This is a genomic window from Pseudomonas sp. S5F11 (assembly GCF_019641515.1).
GTDB classification, from domain to species: Bacteria; Pseudomonadota; Gammaproteobacteria; order Pseudomonadales; family Pseudomonadaceae; genus Aquipseudomonas; species Aquipseudomonas rhodesiae.
The window spans coordinates 4766278-4781548 of sequence record NZ_JAIFJZ010000001.1; the positions used below are offsets into that span (position 1 = coordinate 4766278).

A 15271-nucleotide genomic window follows, 5' to 3' on the forward strand; every position below is an offset into this window, starting at 1 on the left:
GCCCCCGCGATGCTGCGTATCAGCCAAGAAGCTCTGACATTCGACGACATTCTCCTAGTGCCTGGTTATTCCGAGGTGCTTCCTAACGAAGTCAGTCTCAAGACCCGCCTAACCCGTGGCATCGAGCTGAATATTCCCCTGGTCTCCGCTGCCATGGACACCGTCACCGAAGCCCGTCTGGCCATTGCCATGGCTCAGGAAGGCGGCATCGGCATCATCCACAAGAACATGACCATCGAGCAGCAAGCTGCCGAAGTGCGCAAGGTCAAGCGTTACGAAGCCGGTGTGGTGAAGGATCCGATCACCATCGAAGCCGACGCTACCGTGCGTGACCTGTTCGACCTGACCCGCCTGCACAACATCTCCGGCGTTCCGGTACTGCACGATGGCGACCTGGTCGGCATCGTTACCTCCCGTGACGTGCGTTTCGAGAACCGTCTTGAAGTCACCGTCCGCGAAGTGATGACGCCTAAAGAGCGTCTGGTCACGGTCAAGGAAGGCGCCGACAAGAACGACGTGCGCGAATTGCTGCACAAGCACCGCATCGAGCGCGTGCTGATCGTCGACGACAAATTCGCCCTCAAGGGCATGATGACCGTCAACGACATCGAAAAAGCCAAGGCTTACCCGCTGGCGAGCAAGGATGACCAAGGTCGTCTGCGCGTCGGCGCCGCCGTCGGCACCGGTAAAGACACGGGTGACCGCGTTGCGGCCCTGGTCGCTGCCGGTGTGGACGTGGTGGTGGTCGACACCGCCCACGGTCACTCCAAAGGCGTGATCGACCGCGTACGTTGGGTCAAACAGAATTTCCCTGAAGTGCAAGTGATCGGCGGCAACATCGCCACCGGCGCTGCCGCCAAGGCTCTGGCCGAAGCGGGCGCGGATGCGGTCAAGGTCGGTATCGGCCCTGGCTCGATCTGCACCACCCGGATCGTCGCTGGTGTGGGCGTGCCGCAAATCAGCGCCATCGCCAACGTCGCCGCTGCCCTTGAAGGCACTGGCGTACCGTTGATCGCCGACGGCGGCATCCGTTTCTCCGGTGACCTGTCCAAGGCCATCGTCGCCGGTGCCTCCTGCGTGATGATGGGCTCGATGTTCGCCGGTACCGAAGAGGCGCCGGGCGAAATCGAACTGTTCCAGGGCCGTTCGTACAAGGCTTACCGCGGCATGGGTTCGTTGGGCGCCATGTCCCAGGCGCAAGGTTCTTCCGACCGTTACTTCCAGGACTCCTCGGCTGGCGCTGAGAAGCTCGTTCCGGAAGGTATCGAAGGCCGTGTGCCGTACAAGGGCACCCTGAGCGCCATCATCCATCAACTGATGGGTGGCCTGCGTTCCTCCATGGGCTACACCGGCAGCGCCAACATCGACGAAATGCGCACCAAGCCAGAGTTCGTACGGATCACCGGCGCCGGCATGGCTGAATCCCATGTCCACGACGTGCAGATCACCAAGGAAGCGCCAAACTACCGCGTAGGTTGAAGCTTCCAGCAAAATGTTAAGTAACCGGGGCTGTTCTTCAGCCCCGAGTTGTTTCTGATTCATTAGACGAGACTGACTTCATGGCCCTCGACATTCACGCCCACCGCATCCTGATCCTCGACTTCGGTTCCCAGTACACCCAACTGATCGCCCGCCGCGTGCGTGAAATCGGCGTGTATTGCGAACTGCATCCGTTCGACATGGACGACGAAGCGATCCGCGAATTCGCCCCTAAAGGTGTCATCCTCGCCGGCGGCCCCGAGTCCGTGCACGAAGCCAACAGCCCGCGCTGCCCACAAGCCGTGTTCGACCTGGGCGTGCCGGTCTTCGGTATTTGCTACGGCATGCAGACCATGGCCGAGCAACTGGGCGGCAAGGTCGAAGGTTCTGAGTTGCGTGAGTTCGGTTACGCCCGTGTGGACGTGGTCGGCAAGAGCCGCCTGCTGGACGGCATCGAAGATCACGTCGACGCCGACGGCCTGTTCGGCCTCGACGTATGGATGAGCCATGGTGACAAGGTCACCAAGATGCCGGAAGACTTCCACATCCTGGCCAGCACCCCGAGCTGCCCGATCGCCGGCATGTTCAGCGACGAGCGTCGCTACTACGGCGTGCAGTTCCACCCGGAAGTGACCCACACCAAGCAAGGCGGGCGCATTCTGTCGCGCTTCATCCTCGATATCTGCGAGTGTGAAGCCCTGTGGACCCCGTCGAAAATCGCTGAAGACGCCATCGCCCAAGTACGCGCCCAGGTCGGTACCGACAACGTGCTGCTCGGTCTGTCGGGCGGCGTTGACTCCTCCGTGGTTGCTGCGCTGCTGCACAAGGCCATCGGCGACCAACTGACTTGCGTGTTCGTCGACAACGGCCTGCTGCGCCTGCACGAAGGCGAGCAAGTGATGGCCATGTTCGCCGAGAACATGGGCGTCAAAGTGATCCGCGCCAACGCCGAAGAGCAATTCCTGAATAACCTGGCCGGCGAGTCCGACCCGGAGAAGAAGCGCAAGATCATCGGTCGCACCTTCATCGACGTGTTCGATGCCCAGTCCAGCAAACTGGACAACATCAAGTACCTCGCCCAGGGCACCATCTACCCCGACGTGATCGAGTCGGCCGGCGCCAAGAGCGGCAAGGCCCACGTGATCAAGTCCCACCACAACGTGGGTGGCCTGCCTGAGGAAATGAACCTCAAGCTGGTCGAACCGCTGCGCGAACTGTTCAAGGACGAAGTCCGTCGCCTGGGCCTGGAACTGGGCCTGCCGTACGACATGGTCTACCGTCACCCCTTCCCAGGCCCGGGCCTGGGCGTGCGTATCCTTGGTGAAGTGAAGAAGGAATACGCCGACCTGCTGCGTCGCGCCGACCATATCTTCATCGAAGAACTGCGCAAGGCCGACTGGTACCACAAAGTCAGCCAGGCGTTCGTGGTGTTCCAGCCGGTCAAGTCGGTTGGCGTGGTCGGCGATGGCCGTCGTTACGCCTGGGTCGTGGCCCTGCGCGCAGTGGAAACCATCGACTTCATGACCGCCCGCTGGGCACACCTGCCGTACGAACTGCTGGAAACCGTCAGCGGCCGTATCATCAATGAGATCGAAGGTATCTCGCGCGTGACGTATGACGTGTCGAGCAAGCCGCCAGCGACCATTGAGTGGGAATGATTGGACGTCCGGCATTGTCCGGCACCCACTAGCAAAAAATGCCCTGGAGCCCGCGTAACTGCGGGCTTTTGGCTTTTTGGGGTTGGCAAATTCTGGCAGCTTTGTGCATCGCCAGGCAGCGTGTCTGTGTGACGTCAGCTCCGGTCGTTACGGCTTAGGCGGAATCACCCTGGCTCAAGCGTGTGAGCGTCTAGGGGAGGCGAAGAAGATGATCGCCGCGGGCAAGTTCTGTTCCCTTCTTTGCTTCGTCGAGCAGCCATTGAGCAAAAGCTTGTATTGGCTCTCTACCCAATTCGATGGGCTCAGGGAGGATGAGGCAGAAGGTTTTAGAGATGGTTTTTCCGTCCGGCCACGGGGCGATCAGGCTTCCTGACGCCAGTTCGGTCTCAACGTACAGGCGCGGTACTAGCGCAACGCCGAGGCCGGCCAATGCGGCTTCTATCAACATTCCATGGAGATCAAAGCGTGCGCCAATTGCAGGATTGGTCAGCGGGCTTCCCACCTCTTGGGAGTAGTGTTGCCAAGCGTCAGGGTTCTGTCGTCGGTGAAGGCGCGGTAATTCGTCCAATGCGGTTGTTCGATTGCGTCCTGTCAGAAGTCCAGGATGGCAAACCGGAACCAGCACTTCATGCAAAAGTTGGTGAGTTTGCATGCCCGTCCACGCCGGGTGTTCGAAATGGATGGCAGCATCGAATCCGCTGCCGGCCAGGACGAAGGGCTCCATGCGCTCGGCCAAATGCACAGTAATGTTCGGATGCTTCTGCTGGAAGCGTCCCAAGCGAGGGATGAGCCATCGCATCGCGAACGTTGGGATAGTGGCAATGTCCAGGCTTGCGCCATCGTTCGGCTGCCCCATTAAGTACTGACTGTCCCGATCCAAGCGGTCAAGTGATTCGCGAACCTGCGCCGCGTAACGCTCTCCGTTAGGAAGGAGTCGGACACGATTGCCGATCCGCTCAAACAGCGTGACCCCGAGGAAGGCTTCCAACCGGCCGATCTGGCGACTGATAGCTCCTTCAGTCAAAGACAGTTCCTCTGCCGCGCGCGCGAAACTGCCGTGGCGGGCGGCGGCTTCAAATGCTGTCAGTGCCGTGCTGCTGGGGATCTTCCTTCGCATGAGCGTTCCCGTTCTGATGATGGCGATCCAGCTTAGCTTGATCTTTCGTCACTGAAGCATACCGAATAATCGTTTTATACGCCGTGATCAAGGTCATAGCATGACTAGACATCAACACGGAGGGCCGGACCTACGAAAAGGCCGGTAGCAAGCTATCCATGATCTATACCGTCGAGTGCAGCTTTGCCGACCCAGTCAGCGAAGCACAGTGGAATGATTTCTATAGCCTGGAAAAGCTACCCGCGCTTATTTCCGTGAGTGGGTTCCATACTTCGCAACGCTTCAAAGCGATTAGCGCTGGTTGCCCTGTGTACCTGGCCATGCACTCGATCGACGGTCTGGCTGTGCTTGAAAGTGATGAGTATCGCCAGAAGGGCGGGGGCAACTTCGCACGCTGGCAGCAGTACATTACCGATTGGCACCGCAATCTTTACGGCGGCCCTGAGCGCGCGCCTGCCATCGGTGAAGGCGAGTATCTGATCGTGAGCGCAGTCGGTCCCGAGCCGCTCATCGAGATGGGGCTTACGCCTGAGCAGATGTGGGCGGTCGCACTGGAGAAATGTCCTGAAAACAGGTGGCTGGCGAAGCTGGATAGCGCCATTAGTCTTGGTGCAAATACCCTTCCAAAGAACGTACACCTCTATGCCCCGATGGCTGCGCAATTGACCAGTGGTAATGGAGCAGCGCCCCAGACGCAGGGGCAGAATCGATATGCCTAACCTGACGATCTTTATCCAGGCGCAAAAGATGCCGCCCGAAGCGAATCTGGCGGAACTCACCGAACGATGCACCCGGCTTTGCACGGACGTCCTCCAGGCTGCGCTGGACAACGTGCATGTCATCTATGTCGCTGCTCGCCAGGGGCGTGGGCATCCTGCTTACGCGCAAATCAAGTACCGCCTCGAACCGTTCAGAACGCCATCGGTCATGGACGATTTCATGGCGCGACTGGATGAGGCAATAAAACGCCATGCCGGGCTCACGGCACACATCCGTTGCTTCGGCTATCCAGCCGATACCCTCTACGCGCGGAACTGATGATTCGCAAGGAGTGCCGCAATGAACGACATGAAATTTCCGGGCCAGCAGATCGGCGACTTTTCGATTACGGCCATCAGTGATGGATACCTTTGCGCAAGTCTGGATCTTCTCTCCAACATTAATTCTACGCAGGCTTACAAGTTGCAGCAGGACGCAGGTGTGAGCGACCCATCCTCGATTCACATCAACTGTTACCTGGTGCGTGGAAGGGGCCGCACGATCCTCATCGATGCGGGGGCTGGTGGTTTCAAGCAGTGGGGCGGAAAGTTAAAGGCGAATCTCGCGCTTGCTGGGGTGCAACCCGCTGACATTGACACCATTCTTCTGACCCATGCACATCCCGACCATGTTGGTGGCCTGCTTGACTCTTCAGGGGAAGCAGCCTTTCCCGATGCAGAGTTAGTCGTCCACCAGCGCGAGGTTTCTTTTTGGAAGGATGATGGCAACCTCAGCCGAGCGAGTGAGCGGGCTCGTGGCAACTTTCTGTTTGCTCGCAAGGTGTTCGATCAGTATCGGGAGAAGACGCGCACGTTTACTGATAACGAAGTTCTGCCTGGCATCAGTGCGATGCCTCTTCTGGGGCATACCGCAGGACATTGCGGTTATCGTCTCGATTCCAATGATCGTAGTCTGCTGGTTTGGGGGGATATCGTTCATTTCCCCCAAATTCAGATTGCTCGTCCCGATGTGTCCATTGCATTCGACCAAGATCCGCTTCTTAGCGCCGAAACACGATCCAAACTATTGAGTGTTGTTAGCTCGGATAAGATTGTTATCGCGGGTATGCACCTTGGCGAACTCGGGTTTGCACGTGTCGAACGGCTAGGCAAGACCTACAAAATTTCCTACGAAACTTAGCAGCTGTTGGCGATGCCTACGATGCGTCGGCTACGGCGCCCACCCGCCGCAAACCACCAGCCTGAAACAACAAAACCCGCATTGGCGGGTTTTGTTGTTTCTAGCGAAGGGGTTTATCAGAAGTCGTAACGCACGTTCGCACTGAAAGTGTCGGCGTCGAAACCACTGCTGGTCAGGTAGTTGTATGTCCCTCCCACGCTCCAAGCGCCCACTCGGTAGTTTGCACCCAGGCCCAGCTCGTAGCTGTCGCGCGCTGGTGTGGCGCCGGTGGTGGTGAATGGGGTGCCGCCGAGTACGAAGGTGGAGGTGGTGCCGGCCTTGTCGCCGATGAAGTCGTGCCAGGCCATCAGCTTGGCTTCCGGTTCCAGGCTGCCTGCACCTAGGTCAAAAGCGGCCGCCAGGCGAGCGCCCAGGCCCATTTCGCCGATTTCATAGCGCTGGCTGCCGACGTTGAGGGCGGCTGAGCTGCCTTTCTCGTGGTACGAATCCATCGACACATTTGCATAGCGCGCACCGACCTGAGGTTCCAGCAGCCACTGCTTGTTGAGCTGGAACGTGTAGCCGGCCAGTGCGTTGACGCCAAAGATCTCACTGTCGTAGTCGGCCTTGGCACGGGTGCCGGCGATGTAGCGTTTGGATTCGTTGTCGTTCCAGCCATACATCAGCGAGGTGTCGACAAAGAAGTTGTCACGGGCCCAGTTGCCGTACAGGGTCAATGCGTGGCCGCTGACATCGGTTTTGTTGCCCAGGTCGGATTTGACGTCGCTGGTCAGGTAGCTGTAAGCCAGGCCTACGGTGGTCTCGGCGTTGACCTTGCCGTCGGCGCCCACGGCGATGCCGTTGGTGTTGGCGTCGTAGCCTGCGACACCGTGGCGACTGTCTTGGTCGGCATCGCTGGACAGCGCTTGCAGCCATACGCCTTGTTCTGCCAGCACGTCACCGGAGGACAAACCGCTGCGCGCTTTGCTGGCACGACGGTTGATGGCGCTTGCGACCAAGTTCTGGCTGTTGGTGGCAGCGTTGATCGCCCCACGGCTGACATCCGGCGTCAGGGTTTCGGCCAGTTTGGCCAGCTCTTCGGCGGTGGCGGCGTTGGCGAAGCTTTGGAATACCGGGTCGCTTTCGTCCAGTTGGCCCATCACCGTGTTCTTGAACGGCTTGATGGCATTCACCGCATTACGCGAGCCGTGGGCACCCAGCAGGTCTTGTGTGACGACTTCATCATTGCGGGTGGCAACCAGTGCTTTCACGTCCTGGCCTTCAATGCCGAAGTTCTTCACTTCAAGCAGGGCCGAGGAGGAAACCACGGACAGGTTCTCCGGGTCTTCCCACGTACCGGAATTGATAAGGGTGTAGCGGTTGCCCGCGGCCGAGGTGCGGAAGTCATCGGAGCGGGCCTGCAATTCGATCTGGCTGCCTGCAGAGAAGAAGGTATTGCCGGTGACTTTCAGGATCGGCGCGTTGGGCAGCGTGTCGTTATCAAGCAGCAGACGCAGGCGCGCAGTGTCGCTGTCCATGTCGAGGTCGCCGACGATGGTGGTCTGCGGGCGAAGCAGCGTCAGGCGGCCACCGTCGATATCAACGAAACCGGCGCGGATGGTCGAGCCATCGAACATCGCCTCGCCTTGCACCAGCACGCCACTGAGGCCCAGCAGGTCACCCTTGACCTGACCACCTTGCCAGTAGAAATACGAGGGTGAGGCGTTGTCGTTCACCAGAATTGCCGCAATGCCGCCTTCGATCAGGCCACCTGTCTGCCTGATGGAGAGGGTGTCGAAGCCGCCGGAGGTGTCGAGGTTGACGAAGTGGATACCCATGCCTTCGCCGGAGATAGTCCCGCTGTTGTTGATATCGCTTGTGAAGGGCGCGCCTGTCATCTGCCCGGTGAAGCGCGCGTTCTCGATCTCGATGCCCGCTGAATCGAGGCCGCGAGCGGTGATCGTGCCCGAGTTATTGATGCGCGCCTGAGTCGAGGTGATCATCATGCCGTTGGCGTTTTGGCCAGTCACACTGATCTTGCCGTTGTTGTTTACGTTGCCCGCGATATTCGCCTGATACAGGTCCAGCCCCATCGCGCCGTTGCCGCTCACCGTAATGTCGCCGTTATTGACCAGGTCGCCCGCGATGTTGGAATTAAGAAGTACGGCGATGCCGGACGGGACGTCGCTGGGGCTGGTGGTCGTCAGGTTGATGTTGCCCTGATTGATCAGATTGCCCGCCAGGGTCACGTTGAGCAGGCCGACACCTGCGTTTTGCGAGGTCCCGGCCAGGGTGGCGTTATTGAAAACATCGCCGTCGCTGTTGTAGGCCCCGTTGCTCAGGTCATAGTTGAAGTCGGGTGCGGGTGCGGCATGGACCGTGGCAGTGGCAGTGGCAGCCGCAACGGACAGCGCCAACAACGAGCGGCGCAGGTGGGAAATGTTCAAGGCAGTATCCTTACAGGGCGGAAACTGACAGGGAATAACGCGCGCGTCAGCGTCCGTCTTTTAGGCATCCCTGCCAGCTTGTCAGTGAGTGCTGATTCAAGCGCGGCCGAATTTACACGATGCGTGTAGGACAATTCATCAAGAAAATGACTAAGGCCGGGAAAAAAGCTAAAAAATGCGACGTTTCAGTTATTTTTTTAAACTTTACGGAATTAATCAGCAATAGCTGGAACTTCAGGGTCATTGGCGCTGTCACGGGCCGCGCGGAGCCTGATGGGGGAGGTAGTGGGTTGTTTCAAAGGGATCTGCCTACTCTCAGTCTCAAGACGCTGATGCGCCAACGGAGTTTTAGCCCATCGGCTCCATGCCGCTTCCCACCCCTCATCATGACTTGCCCCTGGTACATGCACGCATTGGGAGAGGGGCGAGCCAAGTGCCTGTTGGTACTGATCGGCTAAATGACTCGGAATGATTGAGTCAGCTTCTGCGATGAAATGACGCTGGGGTATTAAGACGAGTCGATCACGGTAGTCCAGCGGTTCCAGTGAACCGTCGAGCGGGGACAACCCTTTCATCGCCGCCCACAGACGTGGGCTGAGATTGCCGGCAAGGGTTTGCACTTGGGTCACATCATTGCGCTGCGCCGCCAGCAATAATGCCAGAGCGGCGCCTCCTGAATACCCCACCAGTTCGAACTCACGATTGCCATATCGCTGTTTCAGTTGGTCCATGGCCTGGCTGAGACGGTCGACCACTGCCTGAGAAAATCGTCGATCGGTCCAGAGTGAGGTTTGACAGGTTGCGGCCATCACGAACTGGCAGGGGCGTGCCAAGTAAACGTTCGGCGTCGGATCGTCGACCGCCAACCGTGGCACCAAGAGATTATGCGGGCTTGGGTCCAGGCTGGGTTGTGTGGCCGTGGCCCAGGAATGCCCATCGCCTTCCAAATAGACACGCAGGCGAGTCATTTTTTCGGCAGTTCGCGGTGCAAGGATGAAGAGGGGGAACGCATGTCCCGGCAAGACCTCCCAGTGTCGGCCATGCTCTTGAGCTAGTTGTTGCAGCGCCTCACGCGGCGTCTGGCAGGCGATGAGAAGCGCGCTGAGCATCACCAACCAGGCTTTACAGACGCCGGCCAATGGCCGACGGCAGGAAAAGTCTCTACTCAACATAGGGGGAGTTCGCAGCAGATGACTTAACGCCATTGCTTTTTCCTGACTCGGCTCACCGCCGCGCAATATCCGAAAAGTAAAACTTATCCAGCGTATGCCGCGACTCGGTGTACTCGAACTGCCGTCCATCCTGGAAGAATGTCTGGTTGCTCACCACGATCACATGGCTCTGGCCGTCGAGGTCCAGGTGGGCCTGGTCGTCTTTGCTGCGTGGCAGGGCTTTGATGGTGCGTTGGGCGTAGCTGATTTGCAGCTGCAACGTCTGTTCGATGAACGCGTAGATCGACTGCTCGGCAATGGTGCGGTCCAAGCCTGGGATCAGGTCGGCGACGAAGTGGTTGATGTCGAGGATCACGCGTTTGCCATCGATGTGTCGTACCCGTTTGATGCGGGTGATCAGCGTGCCGGGTTCGGCTTCGATGTGTTGCAGCAGCGAACCCTCCAGCGGGATCTGGGTGAATTCGACCACTTCGGTCAGGACGTCATCGCCGAGGTCGGCGTGGGTTTCGTGGAAGCTGACAATGCCGCCCAGCTGAAACTCGATCGGGTTGGGCGACAACACAAACGTGCCCTTGCCGTGGATCTTTTGCGCAAACCCACGCTCCTGCAATTGTTCGATGGCGCGGCGCACGGTGCCTCGGCTGGCCTGGTAGCTTTCCATCAATTCGGTTTCGGAGGGGAGGCGCGTACCACGTTGCAGGCGTTCAGTGGTGATGCTGGCAAGCAGATCGCTATAGATCTGGTTGTATTTGCTCATGGGGATGGCTCTGTGCCCGGCTTATTCAGGCTCGAACCTTAGTGCTACCGATAGGGTTTGTCCATTGAGCCCTTGGTTGCTGCGGCTTCCATGGGGCTCAGCAGATTCCTACAGAAAATCAGGAAAAAACAATTTCAAACTCGTACAGACGAGTTGTTGCTTTAACTCGTCTGTACGAGTACTTTTGCTTTCGGCGTGCTGCCAATGACTGCCCCCAAATAAAAAAACCAAAGTGGAAACCAAGCATGAGCCACGACTATTCGAATATCGCCCGCGAGATCCTCGAGCACCTCGGAGGCAGCGACAACCTGGAGCAAGCCGCACACTGCGTGACCCGCCTGCGCCTGGCGCTCAAGGACCCCAGCCGGGTCAATGGCAGCGCGCTGAACCAGGTCGATCTGGTCAAGGGTTCGTTCTTTACCGGCGGCCTGTTTCAAGTGGTGATCGGTCCGGGTGAAGTGGAAAAGGTCTACGCCGCCCTGCGCGAGCAAACCGGCCTTGCCGCCTCGACCATCGCCGACGTCAAGAAAGCCGGCGGCGACAAGACCAACCCCATGCAGCGCCTGGTCCGCGTGTTCTCCGATGTGTTTATGCCGATCCTGCCCGCGCTGATCATTGCCGGCCTGCTTATGGGCATCAACAACCTGATGGGCGCCAAGGGCATGTTCATCGAGGGCAAGACGCTGCTGGAGGCCTATCCGAACCTGGATGGCCTGTGGAGCCTGATCAACCTGATGGCCAATACCTCGTTCGTGTTCCTCCCGGCGCTGGTGGGTTGGTCGGCGGCCAAGCGTTTCGGCGGCAGTGAAATCCTCGGCATCGTACTCGGCTTGATGCTGGTGCATCCGGACCTGCTCAACGCCTGGAACTACGGCAAGGCCGTCGCCGGTCTGGATGGCCAGAGCCTGCCGTACTTCGACATTTTCGGCTGGTTCAGGATCGAAAAAGTCGGCTACCAGGGGCAGATCCTGCCGATCCTGATGGCCGCCTATGTGATGAGCGTGATCGAGAAGTGGCTGCGGGCACGGGTGCCCAATTCGATTCAATTGCTGGTAGTGCCCATCACCACCATCGTGGTCACCGGTGTGCTGGCCTTGGCGATCATCGGCCCGGTGACCCGTCACCTTGGCATCCTGATCACCGAAGGCGTGGTCACCCTGTTCGACCTGGCGCCGATGGTCGGTGGGGCGATTTTCGGCCTGCTGTATGCGCCGCTGGTGATCACCGGCATGCACCACATGTTCCTGGCCGTGGACCTGCAACTGATCTCTACCCAGGGCGGCACCTTTATCTGGCCGATGATCGTGATGTCCAACCTGGCCCAGGGCAGTGCCGCACTCGCCGTGTTCTACACCACCCGCAATGCGCGGGACAAAAGCATGGCCTCCACCTCTGCGATTTCCGCGTATTTCGGCATCACGGAACCAGCGATGTTCGGGGTGAACCTGCGCTTCAAGTTTCCGTTTTATGCGGCGTTGGTGGGGTCGGCCCTGGGCAGCATTTTCCTGTCGCTGAACAAGGTGCAGGCCTCGGCCATCGGGGTGGGAGGCTTGCCTGGGTTTATTTCGATCGTGCCGCAATCCATCGCGGTTTTTGTGATCGGGATGGTCATCGCGATGGTCGTGCCGTTTGTTTTGACCTGTGCGTTGAGCATGAAGATTGTTCGGCCGGGTTATCGCGTCGCCTGAACTATCGCTATCGGGGCAAGCCCCCTTCCCACAGTTGGAATGCTTACACCCTGTGGGAGGGCGGCGCGACGGTTCGACGTGCTCCCGATGAGGCCCGAGAGGCCAGCACAAAACCCTACTAAAGGAACCCACCATGCAAGACTGGCAACACTCGGTGATCTACCAGATCTACCCCAAAAGCTTCCACAGTCACGCGGGTAACGCCACCGGTGATCTGCTGGGCATCGTGGACAAGCTCGACTACCTCCAATGGCTAGGCGTGGATTGTTTGTGGATCACGCCGTTCCTGCGTTCGCCGCAACGGGACAACGGCTACGACATCAGCGACTACTACGCCATCGACCCCAGCTACGGGACCATGGCCGACTGCGACTTGCTGATCGCCGAAGCGGCCAAGCGCGGCATCAAGTTGATGCTCGACATTGTGGTTAACCACACCTCCATCGAGCATGAATGGTTCCAGCAGGCACGCAGCAGCCTCGACAACCCCTACCGCGACTTCTATATCTGGCGCGACCAGCCGAACAACTGGGAATCCAAGTTTGGTGGTTCGGCCTGGGAGTACGAGGCGCAAACCGGCCAGTATTTCCTGCATCTGTTCGATCACACCCAGGCGGACCTCAATTGGGACAACCCCAAGGTGCGCGCCGAAGTGTTCAAGCTCATGCGCTTCTGGCGTGACAAAGGCGTGGGCGGTTTCCGCCTGGATGTGATCAACCTGATCTCCAAACCCGCCGATTTCCCTGAAGACAGCAGCGACGGCCGCCGTTTCTACACCGATGGCCCGAACGTGCACGCGTACCTGCAGGAAATGCACCGCGAAGTCTTCGAGGGGCATGACTTGATCAATGTCGGCGAAATGTCGTCCACCAGCCTGGAACATTGCATCCGCTACTCTCGGCCCGAGTCGAAAGAGCTGTCGATGACCTTCAACTTTCACCACTTGAAAGTGGATTACCCGAACCTGCAAAAGTGGGTGAAGGCCGACTTCGATTTCCTGCAACTCAAGCAGATCCTTTCCGACTGGCAACTGGGCATGCAGGCCGGCGGCGGCTGGAACGCGCTGTTCTGGTGTAACCACGACCAGCCGCGAGTGGTCTCGCGCTTCGGTGATGACGGCGAGTACCGCGTGGTCTCGGCCAAGATGCTCGCCACTGCGCTGCACTTTCTCCAAGGCACGCCGTTTGTGTACCAGGGCGAAGAACTGGGCATGCCCAATCCGGGCTTCGACAGGATCGAGCAGTACCGCGATGTGGAGACCCTGAACATCTTCCGCCTCAAGCGCGATGCGGGCGAATCCGAAGCGGCGAGCATGGCCGCGATCATGCAGAAGTCCCGCGACAACGGCCGTACGCCCATGCAATGGAACGCGCAGCCAAATGCCGGTTTCAGCAGCGGCGAGCCGTGGATCGGCATCCCGGCCAGTGCGGCGCACATCAATGTCGAACACCAACTCGACGATCCCGACTCCGTGCTGCACCACTACCGCGCGCTGATCGCCTTGCGTCGTCACGAACCGCTGATCCAAGAGGGCGTTTACCGGCCACTGCTGCAAGACCATTTGCAGGTCTGGGCCTACCTGCGCGAAGGCCTCGGCGAGCGCCTGCTGGTGCTGAACAACTTCTACGGCCAGCCCTGTGAGATCCAACTGCCTGACGAGGTGATTGGTGCGGCGACCGAGCAACGCCTGCTGATCAGCAACTACCCCGACTGCCCGCAACGCACCACCACGGTGGTGTTGCGTCCGTACGAATCTTTTGTGCTGCATTTGAAGGACTGAGACCCGCTGTAACCCCTGTATGGGAGTGCAGGGGCGCTGCAAAAAAACATAATAAAAATATTGGAGTGCTTCATGAAAACCACCGTAAAGCTCGGCCTCGTTGCCTCCTGCCTGAGTCTGCCATTCGGCGCCCAGGCCCTGGAATTCGCCGGTTACCTGCGCAGTGGCGCGGGGACTTCCACGGGCAGTGGCCCACAGCAGTGTTTCCAGTTGCCGGGGGCGCAAACCAAATACCGCCTGGGCAACGAATGCGAGCAGTACGCCGAACTGGAACTGCGTCAGGACCTGTTGACCTTCGACGATGGCTCGGTACTCAGCGTCGATGCGATGGCCTCGCTCTACAACAAGTACGACCGCGCCCTTAAATTCCAAGGCGAAGACAACGGCTCCGCGCGCATGCCGCAGATGTATGCGCAATGGTCGAACCTGCCTGCCCTCAACGGCGGTTCGCTGTGGGCCGGTCGGCGTTACTACAAACGTAACGACATCCATATTTCCGACTTCTACTACTGGAACCAGAGCGCCACGGGCGGCGGTATCGAGGACGTGCTGATCGGCGACCTCAAGTACAGCTATGCAATTTCCCGCAAGGACAACCTGTACCAGAAGGAATACGCCACCCGTCACGATTTCAACGTCGCGGGCTTCAAGACCAACCCCGGCGGCGAGCTGGAGCTGGGCTTGAGCTATATCGAAAAGGCCGGTGGGCGCGATACCCACAGCGGTTGGGCGCTGACCGCGCAGCATGTGCAAAAACCCTTCCTGGGCGGCAAGAACAAATTCGCCGTGCAGTACGGCGAAGGCCCCGGCACCGGCCTGGGCTACACCGGCAATACCTTCCTGGACAACAGCAGCAAAAGTTATCGCGCCGTGGAGTTTTTCGACTGGCAGGTGACCCCGCGTTTCGGTGGGCAGATCGAGGCGGTGTACCAGAAGGACATTCGGCCCGGCAGCCAGGATCAGACCTGGATGTCCATCGGCGTACGGCCTGCGTATGCGCTCAGCGAACAATTCAAACTGGTCACCGAACTGGGGCACGATCAAGTCGACGCCACCGGCGGCACGCGCAAACTGAGCAAATTTACCTTCGCCCCGACCTGGTCGCCCAAAGGCCCGGATTTCTGGGCGCGACCGGAAGTGCGCTTGTACTACACCTATGCGACCTGGAACGAAGCGGCCAAGCGTGCGGCGAATGAATTGGCGGCGGGCTCGGCGTTGTCCGACACCGGTTCCTATGGCACGGCGCGGCATGGGTCGAACGTGGGTGTGCAGGTTGAATACTGGTGGAAGTAAGA

The 15271-nt window shown here is 59.2% G+C and carries 12 protein-coding genes; 8 read left to right on the forward strand and 4 right to left on the reverse strand.

Translation table 11 applies throughout. From position 1 onward, the window contains the following. Positions 1-9: 9 nt before the first annotated feature. Together guaB and guaA are read left to right on the forward strand one after the other, a co-directional pair. The gene (gene guaB, locus K1567_RS21540) at positions 10-1479 is read left to right on the forward strand and encodes an IMP dehydrogenase (protein ID WP_034115028.1); all 1470 of its coding nucleotides are present in this window, start codon (positions 10-12) and stop codon (positions 1477-1479) included. A gap of 80 nt (positions 1480-1559) precedes the next feature. Further along, positions 1560-3137 carry a glutamine-hydrolyzing GMP synthase gene (gene guaA / locus K1567_RS21545; protein ID WP_034100389.1) on the forward strand — a complete coding sequence of 526 codons (1578 nt, stop codon included), beginning with the start codon at positions 1560-1562 and terminating at the stop codon, positions 3135-3137. A 190-nt stretch (positions 3138-3327) separates the two neighbouring features. On the opposite strand, the gene K1567_RS21550 is transcribed toward guaA, so the two are convergent. After that, a complete protein-coding gene (locus K1567_RS21550) occupies positions 3328-4254 on the reverse strand; it encodes a LysR substrate-binding domain-containing protein (RefSeq protein WP_034139218.1) in 927 nt (308 codons plus the stop codon). 158 nt (positions 4255-4412) lie between these two features. Between K1567_RS21550 and K1567_RS21555 the strand changes: the two genes are divergently transcribed. From K1567_RS21555 to K1567_RS21565, 3 genes are read left to right on the forward strand one after another with little or no spacing between them, the layout of a single operon-like run. Continuing rightward, positions 4413-4973 carry a hypothetical protein gene (locus tag K1567_RS21555; RefSeq protein ID WP_047882462.1) on the forward strand — a complete coding sequence of 187 codons (561 nt, stop codon included), beginning with the start codon at positions 4413-4415 and terminating at the stop codon, positions 4971-4973. Continuing rightward, the gene (locus K1567_RS21560) at positions 4966-5292 is read left to right on the forward strand and encodes a hypothetical protein (protein WP_034100383.1); all 327 of its coding nucleotides are present in this window, start codon (positions 4966-4968) and stop codon (positions 5290-5292) included. Before K1567_RS21555 ends, K1567_RS21560 begins: the two co-directional genes overlap by 8 nt. Before the next feature lie 21 nt (positions 5293-5313). Then, positions 5314-6153, forward strand: coding sequence for an MBL fold metallo-hydrolase (locus tag K1567_RS21565; protein ID WP_047882463.1), 840 nt, complete (start codon positions 5314-5316; stop codon positions 6151-6153). Positions 6154-6269: 116 nt separating this feature from the next. Here the strand turns inward: K1567_RS21565 and K1567_RS21570 are convergent, their stop codons facing one another. The 3 genes from K1567_RS21570 to treR form a co-directional block, all read right to left on the reverse strand. Further along, positions 6270-8579 carry an autotransporter outer membrane beta-barrel domain-containing protein gene (locus K1567_RS21570; protein ID WP_047882464.1) on the reverse strand — a complete coding sequence of 770 codons (2310 nt, stop codon included), beginning with the start codon at positions 8577-8579 and terminating at the stop codon, positions 6270-6272. Between the two features lie 212 nt (positions 8580-8791). Beyond that, entirely contained in the window at positions 8792-9688 is an 897-nt protein-coding gene (locus K1567_RS21575) for an alpha/beta hydrolase (protein ID WP_236238706.1), read from the reverse strand. 115 nt (positions 9689-9803) lie between these two features. Beyond that, positions 9804-10508 carry a trehalose operon repressor gene (gene treR / locus K1567_RS21580; protein WP_047882465.1) on the reverse strand — a complete coding sequence of 235 codons (705 nt, stop codon included), beginning with the start codon at positions 10506-10508 and terminating at the stop codon, positions 9804-9806. Positions 10509-10753: 245 nt separating this feature from the next. Here treR and treP point away from each other — a divergent pair, with 245 nt between their 5' ends. The 3 genes from treP (at position 10754) to K1567_RS21595 (ending at position 15269) form a co-directional block, all read left to right on the forward strand. Then, on the forward strand, positions 10754-12196 hold the full coding sequence (gene treP, locus K1567_RS21585) for a PTS system trehalose-specific EIIBC component (protein WP_034100377.1): 1443 nt from the start codon (positions 10754-10756) through the stop codon (positions 12194-12196). 133 nt (positions 12197-12329) lie between these two features. Next, entirely contained in the window at positions 12330-13976 is a 1647-nt protein-coding gene (gene treC / locus K1567_RS21590) for an alpha,alpha-phosphotrehalase (RefSeq protein ID WP_040269369.1), read from the forward strand. A gap of 72 nt (positions 13977-14048) precedes the next feature. Then, positions 14049-15269, forward strand: coding sequence for a carbohydrate porin (locus tag K1567_RS21595; RefSeq protein WP_047882466.1), 1221 nt, complete (start codon positions 14049-14051; stop codon positions 15267-15269). Positions 15270-15271: the final 2 nt, after the last annotated feature.